Genomic DNA, 24,816 nt, shown 5'->3' on the forward strand with positions numbered 1-24,816 from the left:
TGATTGCCATCCTGGAGGCACGCGCCAAACACTGAGGATAAACGTGGTAGCGCGATATCAAAACCTCCAGCTTGCGACCGGCCTTCACCACTTCAGCATTTTCATCGCTCCTTGTGGCGAGCTGATAAAGTTCCTCCACCGCCTCTTTCGACCGCGGCTTGGTCGCGTCCTGCGCTTGCGAAACGGAAAGGCGTTTCAGCGCGTCAGATCTTCAATCAAATGCTTCTCCAGCAATGCGTCAGCTTCCCCCAGTAGCCCGGCTGCTGGTCTGGCGGACGTCATCTGTCCGCGGATGTTACACTTTGGTTGATCTGCGCCTTCAAGGGGGCCATGAGTGTTCTTCCGCCTACGCTTGATTTCCAACTTTCGTTCTTACACCGCACGCAGCGCCAGCGTGTCGTGACTGCGATCAATTATTGCGGTCCGTAGGGAGCTCCTTGGCGACCGATTACGTATTCTTACGGTACGGAGATTTGTAAAAAGGTCGGATCATCAGGGCGATAACAGGGTTAGTGTGGTGGGAAATGGGCAGAATGAAGAAGAACGAGAACAGGAAGGTGCAGCGATGAAGGCGAAAACGCGCGCACTAGACTACTATCGGCGAATGTTAGCCGCGCAGAACCATGCGATGAAGCAGCTCGATGAGCATGCCAAGATAATGCTGATTGCCAGGAGCCAGGAGGTTCCAGGCAATTCGGAGCCGGCGGCCCATTGGTACTTCGTAATTTCGGGAGCGGTTCGGCGATCCGCCATCCGTTCAGACGGGCGGCGGCAGATTCTCGACTTAATGTTGCCGGGAGATTTCTTCGTCGTCGTCGATGGAAACGAAGATCTAACGGTTGAGGCGATCGCCGAGGAAACAGCGCTGGCTAGTTATTCTAGTCAAAGGGTCGAGCAATTGGCGCAGCGCGATGTGGAGTTCGCCCGCGAGCTCCGCAGTGTCGCATTTCAGACCTTGTCGCGGATTCAGGACCAATTGCTGATCATCGGCGGCGTAAGGGCGGTCGAAAAGGTCGGTTCATTCCTGCTTGCGTTGGCGAGCCGTTCGTCGAATGATAAGGGGCAGGTCGTATTGCCCCTGACGCGTTACGACATCGCCGAGTATCTGTCAGTTTCGGTCGAAACCGTTTGTCGTTGCTTCACTAGCCTGCAGCAGCGTGGCGCGATCACGCTGTCGGGAAAACGCACCGTCAGGATTATCGATCGAAATGTCTTGAGGAGAAGAACGAACATGATCCCGTGCGGCTCGGCGGCTAGCAATTCCGACCCAACTTATCGCCCTGAGCTATAGCGCTGACCACGAACTGCGTTAGGCCAGCCGCGCCCTGATGCCGAGACAAAGCGCTTCCGCAGTTTGATCGCATGCCGAGCCGCACTATCATACGCGTGCGCTGAACCTCGATCGTGCGCACGCTAAGGCCCGCTGATGAGCGGTCATCTTATTGGAGCTGTCGTCGATCAGCGACTGAAGTGCTTTTGCTTTCGCGCAAGGACATTGACGCGGCGCGTGGCATCGGCGGTCCTTCGCACGAACAGTCGTCCCTCCGTTCACGAAGGCGGCCTCAATAGCTTCCAGCTATGCTTGCTCCCTATGTGGTGTCTCAGAAATTCGAGTACGTTCGCATGGCGCGAGCAGCAACCTGAATACTGCCTGGGCCGCCATGGCGATGGCCGCAAATGGTCTCGGATGCGATGCCGCGCCTCCGACACTTCAATGCCGCTTGTGGTCGGGGGCCCAACATCCAGCGGGGCGTAGCCCTCCATTGTGCTTATCGCCAGCCCGGCGCCGATATCGCCGGAAATGCAGGACTTCAGGCCGAGGCTGATAGTCTGTGAAGCGAGATGTTCGAGGCGGCGCTCCTGTCGACCTTGCTTCAGGAGTCTGAGGCGATAAGAAGAATCAGCCGGTAAGAAGCTAGGGGTAGTGTCCGCTCAACAGGTTGGGGAAGTTTGCAAGCCGGGCTGCCATTGTCCCTGCCGGAACAATGCGATCTTGCCCTAGCAACAACAGACGAACACGCAAAATTTTGGTTACAAACTTGGTTGCGACCGTGCCGCCAAGGCGCCTGGGTAGTTGCATATGGCTTCGAGAAGCCACGCGGGGGTGGGTAGGTGATGCAGCGCCTTCGTTGACGAGCGGTTGCCCAGTTAGGCGCAAAAAGCTGATCAATTGCTCACGTCGTGTTTCGGCTTCTAGCACCCCAAGGCGAACACAGCGGTTGGGTCCTATGATATGCGGCGGCGGAGGAACACGTTCCCGGCAAGTGCAGTGACAAGGGGCGCGCGTCAATGTCGTTTCGATGATTACGACGAGCCCAGCAATGGTGCTGATGAATTGCGTAGACGAGCAGACTGCTTTGTCGATCTCGCTAATCTGCGTTGCGATTGTGCCCGGCATCTAACGGTGAGGGCTTCGATTGGAGGTCTGAACTCGAAAGAATTTGCTCTTCTGCTTTCCTCATAAGGGCCTATCGGCGCTGTGCGCTGGGTCGGTCAATGGCGATAGCGTAGGCGCTGCGTTCCTTCGCCACAAGCGCAGAAGCCGATCGGCCGGCTTGATTGACGTCCCGCGCTGGCGCAAGATTGCTGCTCTGAATCCGAAGCTTGCTACTTCGAATCCGAGGCGGGTGACGCTGAATCGGCTTCTGGCTTGGGGTCCTTAATCAGCACGGCAGGTTCGTCGTACCCCTTGCGGCTGCTGTAAAAGAGCAGGGCCATGAGTCCGAAGCCGAGGACAAGCGAGAAGGTCACGCCGAGTGCCATGGCGATGTAACCCGATGCGGGTACCTCGGCATCTCCGAGGCGCAAGCCCTCATTTGCAACGAAACCGGCGGCTGCCAGCAGCAACAACAATAGAGTGATGACCAGCCACGAACCGAGGCCCTTGGGAATTGACATCAGTCGTTCCTTTTTTTGAACGCAGGATTGGCTCTGTTCAGTTTTCTGCGGCTTCAGCCGCCACGCTTGCTGCGATCCAGCGTCTCCATGGTGTGGATATCCTGAACTAGGCAACGCAGCCCGTGCAGCTGATCCAGCAGGTGCAAGATTATCGAAATGCCTTCGTCGTTAACGCCGAAATCGGCCTTGAGGTCCTGGATCAAGCGCACCCGCGCAAGTTCGGCATCAGAAAAGTCCAATCTTCTTTTGGCAGCGATGGGGACAAGCCATTCCGCTTCGATCCACACATTTAGTGTCGGGAGGTCGAGATGTGATCGGTCGATGAATTCCTGCATTTGCATGTCAAACCCCCATAGACTGCCGCGGGCTTTCCGTGGCCGGCTGCCATCGGGCGACGAATTTCTCGAGTTCCGGATCCCGCTTTTGCGGCAGCACCAGCTTCAGTGTAATGTATTGATCGCCCTTGCCTCCGTCAGGACGCGGAACGCCGCGCCCCTTGAGCCGGAGCAAGCGACCGGTGCTCGACCATTTCGGCACCGTCACCGTAACCGTCCCGCTCGGCGTAGGGACGCTGATCTTTGCGCCCAGCACCGCTTCCTTCAGCGAGATCGGTAGATCCAGATGGATGTCGTCGCCTTTGCGGGTGAAGTAGGGGTGCGGCTGAACGCTGATCTCGATCAGGGCATCGCCGGGTTGACCTTCGGCGGCCGCCGGACGGCCTTTGCCTTTCAGACGCAGTGTCTGGCCGTCTCGCACACCCGGGGGGATGTTGACCTCGAGCCTGGATCCATCGGGAAGCACAAGCGATTGCTTGCCGCCGTTGACGGCATCGAGGAAGGCGAGGTCGATATGATAGCGGACATCTTGGCCCCGTCTGCGGCCGCCGCGGCCCGCGCGACCGAAAATCTCCGAGAGGATATCCTCGCTACCGGAAAAGTCGCCGAAATCGGCAAAACCGGAATTGCTGGTGTAGGTCGACCAGCCGTCCTGATCGGCGAAATCCCGATAGTACCGCCGCCTCGGTCGCTCAGCGCCCGAACTGTCGATCTCGCCGCGATCAAAGCGTGCGCGTTTCTCCGGATCGTTCAACAGATCGTAGGCGGCGGAGAGTTCCTTGAATTTTTCCTCGGCGGCCTTGTCGCCGGGATTGAGGTCAGGATGCGATTTCTTCGCGAGACGGCGATAGGCCTTCTGGATATCTGCTTGCGTGGCATCCTTTTTTACTCCCAGTGTCGCATAGGGGTCTGCAGCCAATATCCGCTCCCGTTCCTTTTGTACGCGGTTGGGCCGCGCGCAGCCCGCCTCACTGTCGTGTTGCCTGCGGAGATGGCTGTCGAGCTTTGGCTACCGCGACGCGCGCCGGCCGCAGTAGACGATCGTGCAGCGTGTAGCCATTCTCGAGAACCTGAACCACATTGCGGGACGGCTGCCCGGCTGCATCGATCTCCAGCACAGCTTCGTGTTTCTCGGGGTCGAACGGTGCGTCCAGCGCCTTCATCTCCTCCACGCCGAACCGCTTCAGGACCTCCGTCAGAATGCGGTCAGTTGCTGTCACGCCTTCGATCAATGGATCCTGCTGGCCAGTGTCAGCCCGGTTACTGCCGGCACCGATCGCCCGCCGCAGATTGTCGACCACCTGCAGCAGTTCGCGGGCGAAGCTCGCGATAGCGTACCTCCGTGCCTCCTCTGTGCGCCGCTCGCCTTGCCGGCGGGTATTCTCGGTCTCGGCGAGCGCGCGCATCAAACGTTCCCTCAAAAGTTCATTCTCGACCTCGAGATCGCCGCTCCCGGTCTCGACGCTATTCACCTGCGTTTCGCGGCTATTCGCCTGCGCCCTATTAGGATCCTCGTCCACGGGATTTGTTGCCATGTCATTCGCCTGTTTTCATGTGCGAGTTCGCGCTTCACGATGCTCATCGGTCGCGCGGGTCGACTTCCTCGAATTCGGCATCGACGACGTCTTCACCGGAAGAACCGCTTCCGCTCGACGACGCCTGCGCGTCGGCGCCTTGCGAGGCGGCGCGGTTCAGTGCCTCGCCGATCCTGGCGGCGGTCTGTTGCAAACGATCCGTCGCTTGGCGAATCGATTGCGGGTTTTCGGCCGTGAGGGCCTGCTTTGCATCGGAGATTGCCTGTTCGACCTCCTTCTTGAGATTGGCAGGGATCTTGGATTCCGATTCCTTCAGGGCCTTTTCAGTGCTGTAGATCGCCGCATCGGCTTGGTTGCGTGCTTCGACGAGTTCCTTGCGGCGCTTGTCCTCCTCGGCGTGGGCTTCGGCTTCCCTGACCATCTTCTGGATATCCGCCTCGCTAAGACCACCGGAGGCCTGGATCCGGATGCTTTGCTCCTTGCCGCTGGCCTTGTCCTTGGCGGAGACATTGACAATGCCATTGGCATCGATATCAAAGGTGACTTCGATCTGTGGCACGCCGCGGGGTGCCGGCGGAATCCCGACGAGGTCGAATTGCCCCAGCAGCTTATTGTCGGCTGCCATTTCCCGTTCGCCCTGAAAGACGCGAATGGTGACCGCCGTCTGGTTGTCTTCCGCAGTTGAGAATACCTGGCTCTTCCTGGTCGGAATGGTTGTATTGCGGTCGATCAGCTTGGTCATAACGCCGCCCAGCGTCTCGATGCCCAGCGAAAGTGGCGTCACGTCGAGCAGCAGCACGTCCTTGACGTCGCCCTGAAGCACGCCGGCCTGAATTGCGGCGCCGATCGCGACCACTTCGTCCGGGTTGACGCCCTTGTGCGGTTCACGCTGAAACAAGTTCTGCACGGTTTCCTGCACTTTCGGCATGCGGGTCTGGCCGCCAACCAGCACCACTTCGTTGATGTCGGACGCCTGCAGCCCGGCATCCTTCAACGCTGCCTTGCAGGGTCCGACGGTGCGCTCGATCAGATCGTCGACCAGCGCCTCCAGCTTCGCCCGGGAGAGCTTGATATTGAGATGTTTCGGCCCGTTCTGGTCGGCCGTGATGAAGGGCAAGTTGACGTCGGTCTGGGTGGCGCTCGAGAGCTCGATCTTGGCCTTCTCGGCGGCATCTTTGAGCCGCTGTAGTGCAAGGCGATCCTTGCGCAAATCGATGCCGTTCTCCTTGCGAAATTCGTCTGCCAGATAGTCGATGATGCGCTTGTCGAAATCTTCGCCACCGAGGAAGGTATCGCCGTTGGTAGCCTTCACCTCAAACACGCCATCTCCAACCTCAAGGATGGAAACGTCGAATGTGCCGCCGCCGAGATCGTAAACGGCGATCTTTCCGCTGCCCTTTTTGTCCAGGCCGTAGGCCAGCGCGGCCGCGGTCGGCTCGTTGATGATACGGAGTACCTCGAGGCCGGCAATCCGTCCGGCGTCCTTGGTTGCCTGACGCTGGGCATCGTTGAAATAGGCAGGCACGGTTATTACAGCCTGCGTTACCTTATCTCCTAGATGGGCTTCGGCAGTTTCCTTCATCTTGGTCAGGATGAAAGCGCTGATCTGGCTTGGGCTGTACCTCTTGCCCCTCACTTCGACCCATGCGTCACCGTTGTCGCCGGGCACGATGTGATAAGAAACCATACCCTTGTCTTTCGCCGTGATCGGGTCGTCATAGCGCCGCCCGATTAGCCGCTTGATGGCGTAGACGGTGTTCTCCGGATTGGTGATGCTCTGCCGCTTGGCGGGTTGCCCGACAAGGACCTCTCCTTCATCGGTGAAAGCGACCATCGACGGCGTCGTGCGGCCGCCCTCGGCGTTTTCAATGACCCTGGCCTTGCTTCCTTCCATCACGGCGACGCAGGAATTGGTGGTCCCGAGATCGATGCCGATTGCTTTCGCCATGACTGGCTCCTTTCGATGTAGTCGCGCTGGCTCGGTTGCGGAGCGGTCGTCGACCGCCAGACGTGTTGGTGTGATTTCGCATCAGCAGGTTGAGCGGGACGCGCAAAGCGCCGGGAGGAGAACGATTTGCGCGCCCCGCAGCCGCGGGGCTAGGCGGCTTCCTTGACCTCGATCTTCTTCGGCTCCGGTTTGGCAGGCTTCGGAATCGTAATCTTCAGCACACCGTTCGACATGGTTGCCTGAACGCTCGAAGGGTCGATACCGGAAGGCAATTGCAGCACGCGATAGAACACGCCGTAGCTGCGCTCGCTGTGCTGGACGTTCTTGTCCTTCTGTTGTTCTTCGACCTTCTTCTCGCCACGAATGGTGAGAGCGTCGTCCTCGATCGATATCTCGACGTCCTTGCGCTCGAGTCCGGGCATCTCGGCTGTAACTTCGATCGCCTTGTCGCTTTCGGAAATTTCGATGTTCGGCACGATGTTCGCTTTGCCGCTCGGGCCGATGCCTTGCGCGAACTCGCTAAAAAGTCGATCGATCTCCCGATGCAGACCGAACAGCCCGAAATCGGGTCGCATCAATGCGCCCGCATCTCCAAACGGGACCAGTGATTTTAACCTCATTGCAATTCTCCTTCTTTGAGTGAAGTTCTGCTGGCTTGGGGAGGACTAGTAAGGCCGGACGACAATCCGGTCTTCGACCTTTGTGACGCCGGGCGCCGACCATGCAACACGTTCGGCTTCCTCGCGCTCGATCCAGGAGCGAACGGTGCCCTCCAGCACCACTTCGCTGCCCCTCACGTCCACGCTGATGCGCTCCGCATCAACCTCGGCGCTTCGTTTGAAGGCATCCTGGATCTTGCGCTGGATGTCGGTGGGCTGGACCTTGGGCTTCAGTGTAATGACGTTGGTGACGCCTTTCACGCCCTTGACCTTGCGGACCGCCGCGTCTGCGGTGGTCTTCTGGTATCGCCACTCCACCGTGCCTTCGAGCGTGATCCAGCCATCCTTGACGATGACCTTTATCTGGTCGTGGGAAATTGGAAGTTGTGACTTCAGCGCGGCAACTGCGTCTCGGGCGATGTCGGGATCCGGACGTTGGTCGATCGCTGGTAGCCGCACTTCGATGTCGTTTGCGACGGCAAGAACACCGGCGACCCGCTTCGCGGCTGTCTCGGCCTCAAGCCTGTCGGTGTAGCTGTGGGTGAATCCCGCTAGCGTGACGACACCATCCTTGACTGACACGGCAATATCGTCGGCATTCAGATCGGGATCCCATTTCAGTTCGTCCCGAACATCGCGCTCTATTTCGCTGTCGGATTTCATGTTGTTCTCCTGGTCTGCACGAGGCTCGGTAAACTGTCTCACATCATTTTTGACGATAGAGTTGGAATCTATGCTGGCCAATGGAGGCGGCCATGACGACCATCAACTTCCTCACAAGGTTTTGTGCGGTCGATGAAGCCGTTTCCCGAGAGTGCTTCGCAATGCTGGCTCCAACGAACGATGAGCTATGGCCGCCCCAAGGGTTCGTTCCCTAACCACGGATCGGGCCGCAGCGAGTGAAACGGGAGATCGTCGGTCGTTTTGGCGATATCGATTTCGTGGATGTGAACGGCCTCTCCTCCGTGGCGAAGCAGAATTTCCTGTGCCAAAGCTTCCTTCTCCGGGGACTGAACCCGTACCCAGATCAGCAACCCGTCCCATTCGGCGGCAGGTTCCAATCCGCGAACCCGGTCACGCTGCATCACCCGTCGCAGCGGACGTATCGCAACAGCGGCCGCGACGATCCCGCCGAGGACAGAAACGAGGATAACGCTCGGTGGCGTTATTTCGCGCGATATGAGATAGAGCGCGATGACAAGGGCGACAACGCAGCCGACCACGCTGGCCGTGACGACTTCGAGGCCAAGCCGATCGTCTCCGCCTACGTAGGGCCTCCGCGCCGCTGCCGGTATGTCGGCAAGGTCGGCGGCCGGAATAACCTGATAGTTTAGCCGCCGTTGCTGTTCATCGGGCGAGGCGCTGATGTCGATGTCGGCTCGGTCAAATCCCGAGGACAACAAATCCTGGGCGGCGGTGTCGAGCGCTCTCCGGGAATGGAAGACGCCCGTCACCTCTCGTGTGCGGAGCTGGTCAAGGACATCGGAAGGTCCGGACATCGGACGCGCGCTCCTGTCCGACTAGGACGATTTATAATGGTATTCCGTCAGCTTCTTTAGTTCCTCCTTTGATGCGCCGGGCAAGGTGATCTTTTGTCCGTTGTCGTCGATGGCGAGGCTCTCATAGGGCACGACTATCAGGCGGCCGCCGACGCCGAGGAACCCGCCGACCTGCAGCACAGCAAAGTTCACTTGCTTCTTGTCCGCGATGACATCATCGAGGGTCCCGATCTTTTCGTTCTTGTCGTTGATAACGTTGCTGCCGAGCAGCTTGCTCATGCGGTAGCCATTGGCCACAACCGAGAAGTCGACCTTGATGAGACTTACGCCGGCCTGCGGAAGTGCCGGAGTGGTAGTCAATGCCGTGATCGACGCGAGCGCAAACCAAATCATCCAGTCGGGAGCGGTCCTGTGCGCTGCCAAGGCGTGACTAGGTGAGTGCGGCGATGCGGTGCGGGTGTCAGAGTCAAGAGAGGCTCCAAGTCTGTTGAATGCAATCATGGGTATCTCCTGGGCTTGATCATCACTGCAGAATTAAACCCTCAATCCCGGCAACGGCGATGACGGTTATCAATGTGGCGGACCGCTAATCGCTCGGGCACGTCCAACGTCGACCTGTTGGCTTGTCAGGCATGGCTATCGGCTGTAGGGGGCTTTGAATTGCCGAGGTCAGGGACGCGAAGTCAAACGGACCTTCATGACGGACACCATTGATGAAAAAGGGTCGGTGTGCCGTTTACGCCACCGCGTACACCGCCCATGAAGTCGTGCCGTACTTTGCATCTGAACTGTCCCGTTTCGAGAACATGGCGCATCATTGTCTCGGAAAGCCTGAGCTTCTCGGCAATTGGCATGATCGTCGGAACACTCAGAATTACTTGGTTTCGAAACACATGCATTTTACAGTAGAGGCCCCTCGCATCGGAGAATTCGGCGCTTTTGACCGCGACCTCGGCATAGGGATGAACTTCGGTTAGCGGAAAAGGGCGGAAGACAAATCGCATCTATCCTTCGAAATTCGATTCCAGTTGGTCGATGACGTCACAAGCCGAAGCGCAAAATGGTCACTGATGGTCGCCATACTCAAGGAGACTTATCCCAGCATGGGGCGGTCCGCGGGAATGCCATCTTCGCCGGGATTGAGCGCAACCGGTCAGCAATAGCTCCACGCGATCGTTCGCTGGCCAAGGACGAATTGTGAACGCTCACAAACGCCGTCGCTATGACGATAGGCGCTGCATCTTTTTGTTACTGCGCCCTTGGGCTCGAAGTCAGCGAGCAAGGGAAAATGCAAATGCACCGGTCACAGCGAAGGCCGCCGCGTGGTACCGAACTCCGTCGACGGAAATTTGAGTGTTTCCGCGCCGTGTTTGTGAAAGTCCGAAAGCAGATCGTTATATCGCGTCACCTGATCGGCGCAGATTGGGCTCCAGTCAGCTGGGTAGAACGCCAGAATGACAGGCTTGCCCCTGAGATCGGACAACGTGAGCATTTGGTCGGGGCTGACATGCAGCATGAGGCTCGGCGCGACGATACCCGCGGCTCAGGGTGAATGACATCGTCTTCCTGGTACGTGACTTGCGGCTCGAATTGAATCGATGCCGTTTTAGAGGAATGAGCCACTTGCTTCGTTGATTGCCGTCAATTGTGTGATGTCCAAATCTTCAACATGGCTGCGGAGCTGCGTCGCCTTGATCCGGCCGGCGTTACGTAATTTTACGGTACGCAAATCCCTCGAATCTTTGGAACGGGGGCATCCTGGATTGCTTATGGAGCCAGATAGTGCCGGCGACCTTCGAAAAGGGTTGAAACCATGAAAAAAAGCGCGCACGCGGCAGACTACTATCGGCGGATTCTTTCGAGGCAGGCCCATTCGTTGACGCAGCTAGATGCATTCGCCAAGATTGTGCTTTGCAATCGTGGTCAGAAAATTCCACGAAGTGTGAGTTCCGCCGGTCAATGGTATTGCGTCATTGCCGGGGCGGTTCGCAGGTGCGCGCTCAGAGCTGACGGCCGGCGGCAAATCCTTGATCTGATGCTGCCCCGAGACTTCTTCTTTGTGAGAGGCGACGGGGACGAGGTCGCCATCGAAGCGATTGTGGACGAGACGGCGCTTGCCAGCTATCCCGGCGAGGGGATCGAACAGCTGGCCGAGCGTGATCCGAAGTTTGCGCGCGAGCTCCGCGACGTAGCCTTCCGGGCGTTAGGCAGATCCCAGGCCCAGTTGATGATTGTTGGCGGCGTCACCGCACTCGAGAAGGTCGGTTCCTTTCTCCTTTCCCTCGACCGTCGTTCCTCGGACGAAGATGGACAGGTTGTGCTGCCCGTCTCGCGCTACGATATCGCTGACTACCTCGCGGTTTCGGTCGAGACGGTATGTCGCTCCTTCACCAATCTGCAGCAGCGGGGTGCCATTAGGCTGGCGGGCAAGCGTACGGTCAAAATCCTGAACCGCGCTGCGCTGGAAGACCATATTGGCGAACCAGGGAGCCGGGGCCTAACTCTATCTCTTAAGCCTGTTGAGCGTCGAAGTGATTTCTCAAAAGAAGGGCTTGCGCGAGCTCGCGCATGCCAAGCCGGTCCATCATACGCGCGCTGAACTTCGACCATCGCCGAGGCCGAGATTGTACACGAGCGCCTTGTTGGAGTGACCGTCCATCAAGCCGTCAGCCACCTGCCGCTCGCGCGCCGTGCTGCGTCCGCAACCTCGTTGTTGTAATCGGACTGCCTGCCTGTCGCAATGGTCATCTCGATCGTACTCAGCAGCGTACGCTCGCTGTATGGCTTCTCAAGGAAATCGATCGCCCGAAGCGGTCGCTACGATTACCGGAGATCGCGTCTGAGGCGTTGCTGGGCCCCAGTTCGCCATGCCTTGCAACCGGATATCGAGCAAGAGGCAACCCGCCTCGATCGGTTTCGCAACTGTGAGGAACGCGGCCGGATGCTCGAAGGTGACGGAGTCGAACTTCGCCGAGCGCAAAAGTCGCTCCATGCAGTGGCGGGCTAGCTCACGGTCGTCGAGATAGACAGCTCGTCCCGTGGGCATCGACACGTCGTAAGGAAACGATCGTCTCGCCTTTTATCTGGTGCGACCGTCAATCGATGGCCGTAGGCCTCGTGATCGATCACAGTCACATTGTAACTATGCCTCGTAGGGCATGGTACCAGAACTTGGCTTGGGTCGCGCGACCGCGCTGAGGCGATCCACTATTCTTACATTAATGCCGTTGCCTGCTTCTATTAAGCGGCCGTTCGGGCAACCGTTCGGTTGATCTGTTGGTTCTGTCTGAGCCGCAGCTTGAAGGATAGGATGACAAGCGCGAAGCCAAATGCGATGGCATAGGCCCCCATCCACCATGTCAGAACGATCGCCCCGATGAGCGGCGTGGCGACCAGAAGCGCTCCATAGCCGACGGACAACAATCCGCCCAGAACGAGCCACCACCTGCCGTGGCTGACGCTCAGCCGGAAAGCAGCGGCCGTCATCAACGCGCCCGAGACGATTGACCAGGCGGCAACAAGCAACACGAAGGCCAGAACAGTCATGCCGGGCCACAGAAAGGCAAGGATGGCTACGGCTATATTGACAGCGCCTTCGAAGATCAGCCATCCCCACCGCTCCTCCTTGCGCTGGATCGCCCTTACGGCCGAGATAATGCCAGCAACGCCATCGACAAGTGTGTAAGCCGAGAACAGGAGTACCAGGGAGAGCATCGTTGGGCCGGGAAAGATCAGCGCAACAACGCCGAAAAGGATTCCTAAAATGCCTCGCAGCAGGAACAGCCACCAATTCTGAGCCAAATTCTCGCTCGCCGAGGTGGACTCGGTGCCGAAACCGGAATTAACTGTGCTACTCGCCATGACATTCTCCCAAGTGCACCTAGTTTCCGACCAAATTGAAGTGTCGCTGCCTCCGCACCATAATTCTCCTATTCCATGCGCCCAAGGGATGCATTGACGCCCGTCAGTGGTTTGGCTCGGGTAGTCTTTTCGAAAAGCTCGCGGCGCTGGGTACCCGCTGCCCCACGATGATCCATCACCGGCAGAGCCCATAGATAGGTGACGTGGCTGGTATGTCTTCCAGAAGGTGCTGGTTATCGGGAACGCGCCGCCTGCCGTTCCGCGGGCGCTACCTGTGGTGTTTCCTCGAAACGGGGATCGAGCGTCTCCGGGCGATTTAGCGCAGCATCAATCGCGTCGTCGACCCGCTCAAGCCATATGAAGCGCAATCGGTTGCGCGCATTTTCAGGGACCTCCTCGATATCCCTTCGATTGCGGGCAGGGAGCATGATCGTGGTAATCCCTGCCTGCAGCGCGCCGAGCACTTTCTCCTTCACGCCACCGATCGGGAGGACCAGGCCGCGCAGTGAAATCTCGCCGGTCATCGCTGTATCGCTCCGGACCGTGCGGCGGGTCAGAAGCGAAGTCAGTGCCAGAAACATAGCCACGCCCGCGCTTGGGCCATCTTTGGGAATGGCGCCCGCCGGGACGTGAACGTGGACATCGGATTTCTGTAGCGCGATCGTATCGATGCCAAATTCAATGGCGCGCGACTTGACGAGGGAGAGTGCCGCCTGCGCGCTTTCCTTCATCACCGCACCCAGCTGACCGGTGAGGATCAGTTTGCCCCGGCCGGGAATGCTGGTCGCCTCGACAAAGAGAATATCGCCGCCGGCGGGAGTCCAGGCGAGGCCAGTAGCGACGCCGGGCACGCTAGTTCGCATCGCGACCTCCTGCTCGAAACGCCGCGGCCCCAGAATGGCAGAAAGGTCCGTCGGCGCGGCGATAAAGCGTGTGACGCTCGCCTCGGCTATCCGCATAGCCGCGTGCCGGCAAATGGCGCCGATATGGCGCTCCAAGTTGCGCACGCCGGCTTCGCGCGTGTAGTTGCGGATGACGGCTGTAATGACGTCGTCCGAGATCTCACATTGCTCGCCGGTTAGACCAGCGGATTTCAGTTGACGCGCGAGGAGATAGCGTTTGGCGATTGCCAGCTTTTCCTCCTCAGTGTAACCCGGCATCTCGATGATTTCCATGCGGTCGCGCACCGGGGCCGGGATATTGTCGATAACGTTGGCGGTGCCAATCAGCATGACCTTGGAGAGATCAAAGGGAATCGCAAGGTAGTTGTCGCGAAACGCCGCGTTCTGCTCGGGATCGAGCACTTCGAGCAGCGCCGCCGCCGGGTCGCCGTGAAATCCCGCACCCAGCTTGTCCATCTCGTCCAGCATCAGTACCGGGTTGCGCGTTCCTGCCTTCCGGATCGATTGGATAACGTTACCCGGCAACGCACCGAGATAGGTTCGGCGGTGTCCGCGTATTTCGCTTTCGTCATGGACGCCGCCGAGGCTCAATCTCACGAACTTGCGTCCCGTGGCGCGGGCGATGCTTTGGCCGAGCGAGGTCTTGCCGACGCCGGGAGGGCCGACAAAGCAGAGGATTGGGCTTTTGCCTTCCGGATTGAGCTTGCGCACAGCAAGGTGTTCAAGAATTCGCCGCTTCACCTTCTCAAGGCCATAGTGATCGTCATCGAGAATTCGCCGCGCTTCGACAATGTCGATCTGTTCCGGATCTAGCTTCGACCAAGGCAGCTCGGTCAGCCATTCGAGGTAGCTTCGCGTCAACCCATAGTCTGCCGCGGCCTCCGGCATGCGTTCGAGCCTTTTCAATTCCCGCCTGGCCTGCTCTTCGGCCTCCTTCGGCATCCCGGCCTTGTCGATCTTGTCACTGAGTTCCTTCAGTTCAATGGACTTGGCGTCGTCGTCGCCTAGTTCCTTCTGAATCTGGCGAAGCTGTTCGCGAAGAATGTGTTCGCGCTGCTGCGACGAAAGGGTCTGTTGCGTCTGTTCGCCAATCGCCTTTGAAAGCTGCAGGACCTGAATTCGCTTCGCCAGCAGCCCGAGCAGCTTGTCGAGAAGCTGGGTTACGTCGAAGGTTTCTAGCAGATCCTGCTTCTCGCCTACAGGAATATCGATGATGCCGCCGAGAAAGTCGGCGAGCACGGACGGCGAATCCAGACCTTCAATCGCCGCTGAAATTTCCGGCGGCAGATTCGGTAGCAACTGGATCGCTTCCCGGGCGCGCATCTTGAGCAGATTCATGCGCGCCTCGACCTCGGGGGTCATCACCTCTGATATGCCGACTTCCTCGATGCGCGCTACGATGTAGGGAAAACCGGAAAGAAATTCCTTGACGCGGAATCTGTTTATACCGCGGCAGATCGCATAGTGGGTCGCCTCGGAAGTGACATAGCGCAGAATTTCGGCCACCGTACCGACGTGCCGCAGATCCTCTGGCCCCGGCTCCTCAACGGTGGGGTCCTTCTGTAACAGCAGACCGATTTTGCGGCCGCTGCGGACGGCTTCCTGTGCGGCAGCGATGGACGACGGCCGGGCAATCGTCAAAGGCAGCACGACACCGGGGAACAGCAGTGTACTGCGAATCGGTAAGATGATGATTGCATCCTCGGGCACACCAGCCTGGTTTTGATCGGTCGTGGTGCCGGATTCGCGTTTGGATGCGTCAACCATCGATCGATCCTTCTATAGATTGCTTGAAGAAGGCCAGCACGAGACATCCGTTGCGGTATTCCGATTGACCGAACCGTAGGCCCTTAGTCGGAAACGCAACCCGGCGCTCGAATGTCCCGTAGGGGATTTCGAGACGGACCGCGGTGCCATCGCGCGGGATCGTGCCCTGACGGCGAAGGCCAACGACCAAAACGCCATCATCGTCGATCGTCACATTCAAGTCGTCCTGGTCGACGCCGGGAAGAGCGACCGTTATTCGAGCCTCGGAATCCGTCGCAATGATATCAATTGGCGGCTCCCAACGGGCTGCGGAAGCGATGGCGGTGATCGGCTGGAAGAATTGACGATGCAAGCGCTCGGCGCGCTCAATCATTTCGCAGGCAGTGGCCCACATAAGAGTTCCTGGATCGACGGCGGCCATGTCATCCTCGTGCGCGTGCCCGTCGAGCCTATGACGCAACTCCAGAGGTGACCTTGACGATCGTCAACCGGCAGCGATCCGGCATCGTCCTAGTGGGCGATGACCAGTGGTACCGGTGAATGATGCAGGAGTCGTGAAGTCGTGCTGCCTGGCAAGAATACGTGCAAGCGCGAGTGGCCATAGCTGCCATCACGAGAAGGTCGGCGTCCAGTCGCCGGCACTCTTCGATCACGATGTCGGCGATTTCGTTGTCCTCCCCGACCGCGCGATACTTTACCGCGTTGATGCCGTGATGCCGCAGATGCTGCGCGGCATCGTTGCTCCTCGGCCATCGGTCTGGGCCGGCCGCTCGTATTCCACCACGAGAAGCCAAACTTTCCTCGCTCGCTGCAGATAGGAGAGGGATTCGGACAGAGAGCGCGCAGATTCCCGGCTTCCGTTCCTGGCAACCACGACGTGATCGAGGGGCGCCATGGTTTTCTCGTCCTCCGGAACAAGAAACAGATGACGTCCCGCACCGTAGAGGAGTTCTTCGATCAGACCCCGCGGTTCGTTTGGTTGGCCGTTCAGGGCGAAGCGCCACGAAGGTATCGGCGGCACGAGCGAAGCGGTATCGACGGCGTCGCCGGCCTTCCTTGCATCGCGCGGCAGTTTTGCCGGTCCGCTAGACCCTGCATCCTGGACAAAATCTGATATAGCCGCCGGCAAGACGTTGAATAGCAGCCCGGCGGCGATCCGTCTGACAGCGGCCAGCCGCGCGAAGTCTCCTGCTGTCCCATCCAACCGAAGCAAGATGTCCTTGATCATGATGACCTCGCAAGACGTCGCTAGCACGCCGAAGAAGAAGGACCGCTCGGATTTCGCCGGCGGTCCAAGTCGGGGGAGGAGCCCCCGGGGAGGGGGCACCGGCAGGAGGATACTGCCGATCATGCAAGACTACGAATAGAACGGGGCTCCGCATTGACAACGCTCAATTTCCGTTCAACCTTCGTGACCCGTGGGCGGATACTTCGCTGCGTGCTCGTGGAGCGCCGGGCATCGTCTACTGATTGGTGCGCGACCGCATCAGCGCGTGGACGAGGATGCCCGAGGTTGCGCGTTGTACAGGTAAACAGGCAGTTTCTCCAATGCCGCGCGATTTGCTCCCGGAAGCACGATGAAGCCGCGTGAATCGTCCAGCTTCAAACTGTTGAACGGAACGGCGACCAAGCGGGGTCCGGCGCCGATGAAGTCGCCCACGGAAAGCACGGCGAAGATACGTTCATCCTTGCTGAAGATGAAATCGTTGATCTTCCCGATCGTCTCGTTCTTGTCATTGACGATTATCTTCAACTTCAGCGTCTCGGCGGGATAACCGTTCGCGACCTCGTTGACGTCAAGCGTAACAAGCCCGACTGGTTGCGCCGCCGAGTATTGCCCCGGCAAACAGCAGAGGACAACGGCAACCGCAGCAAGCCATGGCGAAGGAAGCCCTCCTTGGGGAGGCTTCCGTCGAGTGCCGTAGAGGTGTTTGCGCGTTACGAGCATGGGGGTACGGTACCGGCGCCACAGCCCGAACGAACGACGATGTTCTCGGAGCTCGAGCCGCTGGCATTTGGCTCCCCTACAATGTCGGTCACGAGTTTCGTATCGGGATTGATCAACACGATCCGGTCGGGCAGCTTCACAAAGAGAAGGCTTGTGACCTCCGGCACCTGATCGGTGACGTAGTTGGGAAGCGCTTGCGCGTTCATCGAGTTCGGACGCTTGGTGCCGTCCTGCGGTTGCGTGCCGCCGGGCGCGGACTGTGATGACGAGCACCCAAGTCCCCGGCTAATTATCTGTTGCGGACTCGACGTCAGATCAGCTTGGGCGGTATCGGCCTTCTGGGCAGCGGCAAAACCTGCGCTGCCAAGAAGTGCAAGGGTGACGGTGACTGCAAAAAGAGGTCTCTTCATGATATTATCTCTTGGATCGGGACCCGGCGTCGGCCGTCGTGCGTCGGCGATTGTACTCGCAAGGAACGGCAGGCCTGGCGTTGACCATCGTCAAGGTTTGTGCGGGAATTGAATGGCGGAGCGCAAATCACCAACGCTAGGCCGTGTGCGGTGGATCCAGATATGTCGGCGTCTTCTTCGCGCGTTGCGGCGTCATTTTTGCCGGCGATGGCTTGCCGGGAACACCACGAGGTCCAAGCAACTCCTGCTGGATGTCATCCTCGGTCTTGCGTGGCAGTCCATCATCAAGTTGGCGAGGTTCACCGAATATCAGCATCTTGCCACTCCGGATTTCCTGCTTAGTCCATGAGAGTTCAATTTAGTCCAGGAGACTTCAATGGGCATTGACGGTTGTCAAAACCGACCAATCGTTTTCTAACCACCATCGACTGGCTTTGGCAAAAGGCAAGGTAAACCGGAGGATCGTTCCGCCTCCAGCGTTTGGTTCGTAGCGCAGCGCGCCGCGACCAGAGGAAAGATAATCATCGAGAAGTTCTAATTCCCTCGATGATCGACCGGACAGGCAGCTACGTAAAAGTACTGAATTGCCGACTGCGTTGGACTCTTAGTAGTTGCCAGTCACTGAAGCCAAAGCGAGTTGAGGCGTTGCATGCAGGACATTCAGAAGCGGATCGATGAGATAGATGTCCAGGCGGCCGAATCGGCCTTGATTGCTGATCTGGCTACGGATTATGAGGCGCGAATCTACAACGGCAGGCGCGCGCGGCAGCTTCGTGAGTTTGCGGCGGACCTGCGTCAGCAGACACAAATCACAGGGAATGCACCGTCTTTCGCGGGCACCATCGGGCCCTCGTCCGACGGTCGTGCTCGGTAAAGGTCCCGTCCGCCATGCGATATCGATCAAGGCCACATCGCGCGGGGCTTGTCGACGCCGGCACTATGGTCTTCGGAGGCGATGCTAAGTGCCCTCGCAGATATCGCTGCGACGCCAATTAGCTTGCCCTCCTGGCCCGCATCGACGACCGTTTCGCCGCGACTTGCTTGGATCTTCTAGTGACACGCTGATGATGCGCTAAAGGCGTGCTGCGGCCATCTGCTGCGCTCTGGCGCAATGCATCCATCAGGTCAATAACCTCAGCCGAGGGCCGCTCCTTTAGTTTATCGATCTTTTCGCCGCGTTGTTTCCTCTTAATTAACGCTCGTAGGGCTCGTTCGTAGTGATCTTCAAATTGTTCGGGATGAAAGTGACCAGCCTTCATCGCGAGTATTTTCCTCCCTAGCTCAAGCATTTCTCTCGGTACTCTCTCCTCTGGCAGATCACCGAAATAATCCCTTTCGTCCCGGATTTCATAGGGATATCGCAGCGTCACGCCCAACAGGCCCTTGCCACGCGGCTCAACCGCCATCACATGTTCGCGCGTCGTGAGCACGACCCTGCCGAGCGCTACCATACCCTCTTTCCTGATTGCCTCTCTGATGACCACGTACGCCTGCCGGCCGATTTCTCCCGCCGGGGTCATATAGTAGGGACGACTCAAATAGAGATCGTCAATCTCGCTTCGTGGCACGAACTGGTCGATCTCGATTGTATGCGTCCCTTCGATCTCGATCGCCTTGAGCTCATCCTCGGTGAGGGCGACATATTGCCTCCGACCGACTTCGTAGCCCATGACGATGTCTTGCGTGTCTACCTGCTTGCCCGTCTCGGCATCAAGTTTGCAGTATTTGATCCGGTGCCCGGTCTTCTTGTTAATCAGATGAAATCGGACTTTCTCGCGGTCGGAGATCGCCGGAAACAGCTGGATCGGACACGATACTAGCGACACACGCAGATTGCCCTTCCAGTAAGCACGTGGACCCATCAAACTCTCCATTCGCAAATCTATCGTGTGTCAGCTAGTTGCAACGACTTTCTAGCTGGGCTGCCTACTTTGCGACAGGGCCAGACGACGCCCAGGTGACTGGCCAAAGCGCGCGGATCTCCTTCGGCAGAGACTGAACTACGTGGCCGATTTCTCCTGCGGAGACATGGTTCTCAAGGGTCTTGAAGACGGCACGTACAGCATCTTCGCGGCTGACGAGCGATGTGTTGGGGAGGCGCGTGTCAATCCAGGCTAGGAATTCGTCCCGCGACCGAATCTTTTCCGGCTTCCGGGCCGGACGCCATGCCTCGTAGTAGATGCCACGTATTAGCATCGGGAATTGTTCGCCGAGATGAGCCGCCTCATCGGTTGTCAAGCGGTCGCGGAGGCAATGCAGCACCACTCGCAACGCCTGATAGGCCTCGTGACGATCGGAGCCTAGCATCTCTCCGATTTCTTTGAGCCACGTGTTCGTCTTGTGAAGCGTTTCGTCAAACACTTCTAGGCCGGTCAAACTCATGATCACACCTTCCGGATTGAACGCGAACATTCCAAATGCGGGTCGAGCCCGAGTGACCGGTCACGCCCCCAAAGATTTTGCGCGCGACCGCCTAGGGCGCCTTGATGGGCGTCAATTCAGAGCATTCGCCCTGACCGTAAGCACTGCGCAGTGACGGCCTTGCAAGGAGTTCTAGGTTTCACCCGGCTTGCCCGTCTATAAGCGACGCAGTCAACGTTCAATGCGGAACGAGGCTGCACGGATACACAGGTGAATTATTTCTATGCTCAATTGACAAGTATCAGCATAGTCGTAACCGGGTTGGCTAGGAGTACTTGGGGGGAGTGGACGATAAGCCGTCGCTGGGGACCCACTTGGAAAGATGCACATGCGCAACCAAACTCCGGCGACCGTTGGCTTTGTGCTCGACGCAACAATGGGACAGCATCTACCGCGGCCATCGAAGAGTGATGATCTAGCCACTGCCAGGACAGTCGATCGCTTCGTACCGCAATCAGATAAAAAATTCCGCGTTTGAAGCCGCAGGAACGATAGGACGAAAAGCGGATTGATAGGGGAGCTCTTCTGAAGGAGTTTCCTGATGGATCTGAAAGGCAAGAAGATCGCCATCCTGGCGACCCATGGCTTCGAACAATCCGAACTTGAAGTGCCTCGCGACCGTTTGAAGAACGCGGGTGCAACCGTCGAGGTGATTTCGTTGGCTACTGGCGAGATCAAGGGGTGGGACATGAAGGACTGGGGTCGGACGGTGAAGGTCGACAAGTCGCTCGATCAAGTCTCATCGTCGGACTACGACGCTATCGTGCTACCGGGCGGGCAGATCAATCCCGACCTGCTCCGGGTCGAACCGAAAGCCCTCAAGTTCATCAAGGAGATTTTTGATGCCCAGAAGATCGTCGCTGCGGTCTGCCACGCACCGTGGCTGTTGATCGAGACCGGGATCGCGAAGGGACGGATGATGACGTCCTACAAGTCGATCAAGACCGACGTCATCAATGCCGGTGCGAAATGGGAGGACTCCCAGGTCGTAGTCGACCAGGGTGTGATCACCTCGCGGAACCCCGGTGACCTCGAAGCGTTCAGCGCGAAGATCATCGAGGAAGTCAAGGAAGGCCGCCACGTAAGGCGAAACGTAGCCTAGCCACCGTGTGTCGGCCGTTGTGGTGCAATAGTGGCCGAAGCGGGGGCGACCTCGTCTCGCCGGGGCCGCTTGCGCCCCGCTTTGGAATCGCAGGAGGCGCCAATGACAACGGTCCGAAAGATACGAATTCACCGCCATGGCGGGAACGACGTCGTTCGAGCCAATCAACTGAGCAGTCGCAGCCGGACGTTAGATCAAAACGCGCTCAGGAATCAGAGATGAAAGCAAAGTCCGTCACTGTCGGTTCGGAGCGTACCTTTGTCCTCGTGCTCGACCAGGGAAGAGGCGTTCGGGTCGAAGCACCGATTTCGCGAGCAAGGAGCAGGTCAGCGGCGCCGCAGTGACGGCGATCGGTGCCTTCGTGCATGCCGAAGTTGGCTGGTTCGAGCTCGCGGCTAAGAGCTACAAGCGCACTGCTGTCAACGAGCTGCGATGTCTTTAGCCTGATCGGCGATGTGGCGGAGAGCGATAGCGGCAAGGCCAGCCTTCACCTTCACACAGTGCTTGGTCTGCGGGATGGCTCGGTGCGCGGTGGTCACTTTCTGTCAGGTTCAGTGCGGCTGCCGCTGGAAGTCGCGATCAACGAAACGGTCAAGCAGACGCGGCGGAAAAAGCGCCCCGATCTCGCGATCGCTCTCCTCAATCTCTGACCGAGGATGAACCTGCCATTGATTCATTGCATTTTCGTGATCGAGGGTTTGATCGCGCTTTGAGTCAGTCGTTCTTGATGCGCAAGAAATTAGTGAGCTACTGAGATCTTGAGCCGCACTCGGAAGTCAACCGCCTGAGGCGTCGTTCGCCAAAGACGGCGCCGAACTTTGCTATCGCGCGATAGATAACAGAGATCGCTTCTTGAGATGATTGAGCTTGCGCTTTGACGGGATGCGTTGTGTTGGCATGGCAAAGTTTGTGGAAAGTTGATCGTTGTCAACGCGTAGAAACGGGCTGCCAGTTACTGGCGTGGGGAATCCGGCGGAATCTAACTCGGAGACTCCGAACAATGGCAAAGAAGCTCGAAAAATCGCAGTGGAGCGTCTATTTCGATCTCATTTCAAAAGCACTGGGCGGCAAACATGCCGAGATCGAGGTGACGTCGCTTAAGCTCGGTGATCAGGTCGAGGCGCACTGGCTACCGTTCTTTGGGGTTTCCTATGATCCAAAGGACGACCTAATCTCGCTCGTGCTCGAAGGACACGACCATCTGATCCGCAAACCGAGAGAAATATACATCGAAGGCGAAGGCCTGGAGTTGTCCAGCTTTGAGGTTATCGACGCGGACGGCGTGCGTCAGATCGTCGTCCTCAGAAATCCTCTGATGCTGCCGGCGCCGTCTGCGGTAAGGGCGGGCTGATCTTACACCAATTCAAAGAAATAAACGAATGCTCATGCTTTATGCCGCGATTATCCAATCGGGCGTCTGCTCGCGATGAGAGCCCGGACGCCCTCCAACAGAAGTAGCATATGCTCAGTCGTCATAGTTTCAAGCGGCTCTTCGCACAAGCGAAATTTGGAAGGGATGCCGCAGCAACAGCCCGGTTCAGCCGTCGAAAGCGATCGAGGGGCCCTGACAGTGCTGCAAGACGAAGACAGCTCCGACTCAGGCATTCAACTCCACGAATCTATCAATCGGTCGCAATAGATGATTGGTGGAAGGTGTCGCTCGGGAGGGCCGGCAGGCGCATTTCCGCGGTATGGCGCCATGGATCATCTCGTGGCCCAGCGCGTTGATCGAAACGCCCGCAACTAAGGAGCAAGCGATGTCCGAGCTAACCGTTTCACGCGAAAAGGTCAGCTTTCTGATCGAAAAAGCGCATGAGTTTGATGTCAAGGACCTGCCGGCCGATGAAGAGTCCGGATCGAATCCTACTGATGATGCTGAAGTCGACGTTTTGCAGGACGATGGTTGCGACGCTGTCGCTGCCGAGCTGGCGAGCTTCATCAGGGCATTGAACGAGGACGAACAGATCGACCTTGTCGCGTTGATGTGGCTCGGACGGGGCGATGGCACGATCGACGAGTGGGAAGATCTGCGTAGCCAGGCGGCCGAACGGCGAAGCGAATACCGCAACCCGCGTTGGGAGACCGTGCGCTACCTGCTCGGCGAACCGCTGTTGGGCGATTTCCTGGCTGAGGGCCTGGACAAGTTCGGAATATCCTGGGGCGATGAGGCGCCCACGCCCTGACGAGCACGATCATGGTGGCCGAGAGGAGCGTCGTGAGATTAGCTCAAGCTGATCGAACAAGCCCTCGGATTGGAAACGCGGAATCCGCGCTGTTGGCCCAGCGGAGCGCGGGAGACCGGAGACCAAATCAGACCCATTAGCGCGTACGTACTATGACAAATCGCACCCGGACATTTTATCGACGAGGCAGGACACTTCGAGAGGTGAGAGTGGAAAGCGGCAATGAACAGCTAATGCGCTCTCGATGTCTTGAAAATCAGAGGCGCGCCCACGCGATCAAAAGGAGACTTGCGCACGCGAAAGTGGAGATAATTTATGTTGTCTGACTATCCGAAGCCGCCTTACCCCAATCAGCACCCGGTTGGACCGCCAAGCTGGACCCGCGTCCGGATCACGGCGAGCACAGTTACAGTGGCACAGGTAAGTTGAAAGGCATGCGGGCCGCCATCACGGGCGGCGACAGCGGCATTGGACGAGCGATGGCAATCGCCTATGCGCGCGAAGGTGGTTCTTATCGCCTATCTAATCGAGCACGAGATGCGCAGGAGGTCAAGGCGTTGGTCGAGAACGAGGGGCGCAAGGCCGTCTTAATCGCCGGCGAGCCCTAGCAGCAGCAGCCCCGATTGACCCCACCCCAGCTACGTATATCTCGACTACCCTTTCGAAGCTCTCGTCATATGAATAGACGTCCAAGAATGAGCCTAGGATCTGATGCACGGCAAAGCCGCGCACTAAGCTCCGAAGCATATCCAAGGCGTCTTCTGCGTGTCGCCCATGCACCCCACATTCGGCGAGAACAGATTTGATGAGGTCGCAAAGTTCTCCGTGGCTTGCCCTCCACTCAGCGCAATCGCTTGTGGACGTTCTCGATCCGGCAGCCCACAAGGCGGGACGCTCCAACGCATATTGTCGCATTTCTCGGGCAACTGACCTAAGAGCATCAAAGGACGTTTTGCCCTCCCGTGCTGTCGTCAGCCTAGCGAGCAGGTCGCGATAGCACTTGATGGCGAAAAATGTCCGCAATTCCGGAATTGTGCAGCGCCTGTCGGAGGAGAAATGTTCTACCTCTGAGGCGAGATCTACTGCAAGCCGCTGATCCCAGGATGCCGACAACATTTCATCGACGTGGAAGCTACGTTCGCGGTTCATAAATCCAGCCCCACGTTCAGGAGGAAGGCCGGTTGCTTCCGCAGACACGCGACTTCGATCACGTTGCCGCGTGTGCTGACTCTTCTACATTGCCTTGACACCGGCTTTGGACGGGACGTGAATAAAAGATAGAACTCAGTGAGATCAGCCGGGAGACTTGCCTCAAGTTGTGCGCCGGTGTGCCAAGCGCTCAACACCA

28 protein-coding genes and 1 pseudogene are annotated in these 24,816 nt (G+C 58.2%); 8 read left to right on the forward strand and 21 right to left on the reverse strand.

All coding sequences use genetic code 11. From position 1 onward, the window contains the following. Positions 1 to 565 precede the first annotated feature (565 nt). A complete protein-coding gene (locus J6525_RS19865) occupies positions 566 to 1,291 on the forward strand; it encodes a helix-turn-helix domain-containing protein (protein WP_225645937.1) in 726 nt (241 codons plus the stop codon). A gap of 1,316 nt (positions 1,292 to 2,607) precedes the next feature. On the opposite strand, the gene J6525_RS19870 is transcribed toward J6525_RS19865, so the two are convergent. The 11 genes from J6525_RS19870 to J6525_RS19920 all read right to left on the reverse strand — a co-directional run bounded on the left by J6525_RS19870 (position 2,608) and on the right by J6525_RS19920 (position 10,390). Then, complete coding sequence (locus tag J6525_RS19870; protein ID WP_225645939.1) at positions 2,608 to 2,898, reverse strand: hypothetical protein; 291 nt, start codon at positions 2,896 to 2,898, stop codon at positions 2,608 to 2,610. Positions 2,899 to 2,951: 53 nt separating this feature from the next. Then, on the reverse strand, positions 2,952 to 3,239 hold the full coding sequence (locus J6525_RS19875) for a chaperone modulator CbpM (protein WP_225645940.1): 288 nt from the start codon (positions 3,237 to 3,239) through the stop codon (positions 2,952 to 2,954). Between the two features lies 1 nt (position 3,240). Beyond that, complete coding sequence (locus J6525_RS19880; protein WP_225645941.1) at positions 3,241 to 4,152, reverse strand: DnaJ C-terminal domain-containing protein; 912 nt, start codon at positions 4,150 to 4,152, stop codon at positions 3,241 to 3,243. Between the two features lie 49 nt (positions 4,153 to 4,201). Then, complete coding sequence (locus tag J6525_RS19885; RefSeq protein WP_225645942.1) at positions 4,202 to 4,768, reverse strand: nucleotide exchange factor GrpE; 567 nt, start codon at positions 4,766 to 4,768, stop codon at positions 4,202 to 4,204. Between the two features lie 43 nt (positions 4,769 to 4,811). After that, positions 4,812 to 6,716, reverse strand: coding sequence for a molecular chaperone DnaK (gene dnaK, locus J6525_RS19890; protein ID WP_225645943.1), 1,905 nt, complete (start codon positions 6,714 to 6,716; stop codon positions 4,812 to 4,814). Positions 6,717 to 6,865: 149 nt separating this feature from the next. Then, positions 6,866 to 7,336 (reverse strand): Hsp20/alpha crystallin family protein, encoded by a 471-nt coding sequence (locus tag J6525_RS19895; RefSeq protein WP_225645944.1) that lies wholly within the window; start codon positions 7,334 to 7,336, stop codon positions 6,866 to 6,868. Positions 7,337 to 7,381: 45 nt separating this feature from the next. Continuing rightward, a complete protein-coding gene (locus J6525_RS19900) occupies positions 7,382 to 8,038 on the reverse strand; it encodes a BON domain-containing protein (protein ID WP_225645947.1) in 657 nt (218 codons plus the stop codon). A 185-nt stretch (positions 8,039 to 8,223) separates the two neighbouring features. After that, complete coding sequence (locus tag J6525_RS19905) at positions 8,224 to 8,874, reverse strand: hypothetical protein (RefSeq protein ID WP_225645948.1); 651 nt, start codon at positions 8,872 to 8,874, stop codon at positions 8,224 to 8,226. A gap of 21 nt (positions 8,875 to 8,895) precedes the next feature. Continuing rightward, the gene (locus tag J6525_RS19910) at positions 8,896 to 9,375 is read right to left on the reverse strand and encodes a PRC-barrel domain-containing protein (protein ID WP_225645949.1); all 480 of its coding nucleotides are present in this window, start codon (positions 9,373 to 9,375) and stop codon (positions 8,896 to 8,898) included. A 194-nt stretch (positions 9,376 to 9,569) separates the two neighbouring features. After that, on the reverse strand, positions 9,570 to 9,878 hold the full coding sequence (locus J6525_RS19915; protein WP_225645950.1) for a DsbA family protein: 309 nt from the start codon (positions 9,876 to 9,878) through the stop codon (positions 9,570 to 9,572). Positions 9,879 to 10,177: 299 nt separating this feature from the next. Beyond that, positions 10,178 to 10,390 (reverse strand): redoxin domain-containing protein, encoded by a 213-nt coding sequence (locus J6525_RS19920; protein ID WP_225645952.1) that lies wholly within the window; start codon positions 10,388 to 10,390, stop codon positions 10,178 to 10,180. A gap of 297 nt (positions 10,391 to 10,687) precedes the next feature. Between J6525_RS19920 and J6525_RS19925 the strand changes: the two genes are divergently transcribed. Beyond that, positions 10,688 to 11,473, forward strand: a complete 786-nt coding sequence (locus J6525_RS19925) for a helix-turn-helix domain-containing protein (protein WP_225645953.1) — start codon at positions 10,688 to 10,690, stop codon at positions 11,471 to 11,473. A gap of 641 nt (positions 11,474 to 12,114) precedes the next feature. On the opposite strand, the gene J6525_RS19930 is transcribed toward J6525_RS19925, so the two are convergent. The 7 genes from J6525_RS19930 to J6525_RS19960 all read right to left on the reverse strand — a co-directional run bounded on the left by J6525_RS19930 (position 12,115) and on the right by J6525_RS19960 (position 18,078). Beyond that, complete coding sequence (locus tag J6525_RS19930; protein ID WP_225645954.1) at positions 12,115 to 12,735, reverse strand: HdeD family acid-resistance protein; 621 nt, start codon at positions 12,733 to 12,735, stop codon at positions 12,115 to 12,117. 233 nt (positions 12,736 to 12,968) lie between these two features. Then, positions 12,969 to 15,404 (reverse strand): endopeptidase La, encoded by a 2,436-nt coding sequence (gene lon / locus J6525_RS19935; RefSeq protein WP_225645955.1) that lies wholly within the window; start codon positions 15,402 to 15,404, stop codon positions 12,969 to 12,971. Beyond that, on the reverse strand, positions 15,397 to 15,825 hold the full coding sequence (locus tag J6525_RS19940) for an Hsp20/alpha crystallin family protein (protein ID WP_225645956.1): 429 nt from the start codon (positions 15,823 to 15,825) through the stop codon (positions 15,397 to 15,399). Before J6525_RS19940 ends, lon begins: the two co-directional genes overlap by 8 nt. A gap of 273 nt (positions 15,826 to 16,098) precedes the next feature. Continuing rightward, positions 16,099 to 16,632, reverse strand: coding sequence for a hypothetical protein (locus J6525_RS19945; protein WP_225645957.1), 534 nt, complete (start codon positions 16,630 to 16,632; stop codon positions 16,099 to 16,101). A gap of 258 nt (positions 16,633 to 16,890) precedes the next feature. After that, the gene (locus J6525_RS19950; RefSeq protein WP_225645958.1) at positions 16,891 to 17,352 is read right to left on the reverse strand and encodes a PRC-barrel domain-containing protein; all 462 of its coding nucleotides are present in this window, start codon (positions 17,350 to 17,352) and stop codon (positions 16,891 to 16,893) included. Beyond that, entirely contained in the window at positions 17,343 to 17,762 is a 420-nt protein-coding gene (locus tag J6525_RS19955; RefSeq protein WP_225645959.1) for a hypothetical protein, read from the reverse strand. Before J6525_RS19955 ends, J6525_RS19950 begins: the two co-directional genes overlap by 10 nt. A 136-nt stretch (positions 17,763 to 17,898) precedes the next feature. After that, positions 17,899 to 18,078 (reverse strand): hypothetical protein, encoded by a 180-nt coding sequence (locus J6525_RS19960; protein ID WP_057836313.1) that lies wholly within the window; start codon positions 18,076 to 18,078, stop codon positions 17,899 to 17,901. A 333-nt stretch (positions 18,079 to 18,411) separates the two neighbouring features. On the opposite strand from J6525_RS19960, the gene J6525_RS19965 reads away from it, so the two are divergent. Further along, a complete protein-coding gene (locus J6525_RS19965; RefSeq protein WP_225645960.1) occupies positions 18,412 to 18,636 on the forward strand; it encodes a hypothetical protein in 225 nt (74 codons plus the stop codon). A 118-nt stretch (positions 18,637 to 18,754) separates the two neighbouring features. On the opposite strand, the gene ku is transcribed toward J6525_RS19965, so the two are convergent. Together ku and J6525_RS19975 are read right to left on the reverse strand one after the other, a co-directional pair. Then, positions 18,755 to 19,624 carry a non-homologous end joining protein Ku gene (gene ku, locus J6525_RS19970; RefSeq protein ID WP_225645961.1) on the reverse strand — a complete coding sequence of 290 codons (870 nt, stop codon included), beginning with the start codon at positions 19,622 to 19,624 and terminating at the stop codon, positions 18,755 to 18,757. A 64-nt stretch (positions 19,625 to 19,688) separates the two neighbouring features. Next, positions 19,689 to 20,174: a DUF2267 domain-containing protein gene (locus J6525_RS19975; protein WP_225645962.1), complete on the reverse strand. Its 486-nt coding sequence runs from the start codon at positions 20,172 to 20,174 to the stop codon at positions 19,689 to 19,691. Positions 20,175 to 20,724: 550 nt separating this feature from the next. Between J6525_RS19975 and J6525_RS19980 the strand changes: the two genes are divergently transcribed. The 5 genes and pseudogenes from J6525_RS19980 to J6525_RS20000 all read left to right on the forward strand — a co-directional run. Continuing rightward, positions 20,725 to 21,285: a type 1 glutamine amidotransferase domain-containing protein gene (locus J6525_RS19980; protein ID WP_225645963.1), complete on the forward strand. Its 561-nt coding sequence runs from the start codon at positions 20,725 to 20,727 to the stop codon at positions 21,283 to 21,285. A 365-nt stretch (positions 21,286 to 21,650) separates the two neighbouring features. After that, complete coding sequence (locus J6525_RS19985) at positions 21,651 to 21,935, forward strand: PCC domain-containing protein (RefSeq protein WP_225645964.1); 285 nt, start codon at positions 21,651 to 21,653, stop codon at positions 21,933 to 21,935. A 350-nt stretch (positions 21,936 to 22,285) separates the two neighbouring features. Further along, positions 22,286 to 22,636: a DUF5335 domain-containing protein gene (locus J6525_RS19990; protein WP_225645965.1), complete on the forward strand. Its 351-nt coding sequence runs from the start codon at positions 22,286 to 22,288 to the stop codon at positions 22,634 to 22,636. Positions 22,637 to 23,042: 406 nt separating this feature from the next. Further along, positions 23,043 to 23,468, forward strand: coding sequence for a DUF3775 domain-containing protein (locus J6525_RS19995; RefSeq protein WP_225645966.1), 426 nt, complete (start codon positions 23,043 to 23,045; stop codon positions 23,466 to 23,468). A gap of 318 nt (positions 23,469 to 23,786) precedes the next feature. Next, positions 23,787 to 24,070 (forward strand): annotated as a pseudogene (locus tag J6525_RS20000) (SDR family NAD(P)-dependent oxidoreductase); the annotation flags it as partial. Here J6525_RS20000 and J6525_RS47495 read toward each other — a convergent pair. Then, on the reverse strand, positions 24,018 to 24,617 hold the full coding sequence (locus J6525_RS47495) for a TetR-like C-terminal domain-containing protein (protein ID WP_376708535.1): 600 nt from the start codon (positions 24,615 to 24,617) through the stop codon (positions 24,018 to 24,020). The pseudogene J6525_RS20000 and the gene J6525_RS47495 sit on opposite strands and share 53 nt — an antisense overlap. Positions 24,618 to 24,816 lie beyond the last annotated feature (199 nt).

It is taken from the genome of Bradyrhizobium australafricanum (genome assembly GCF_020329495.1).
Taxonomy (GTDB): Bacteria; Pseudomonadota; Alphaproteobacteria; order Rhizobiales; family Xanthobacteraceae; genus Bradyrhizobium; species Bradyrhizobium australafricanum.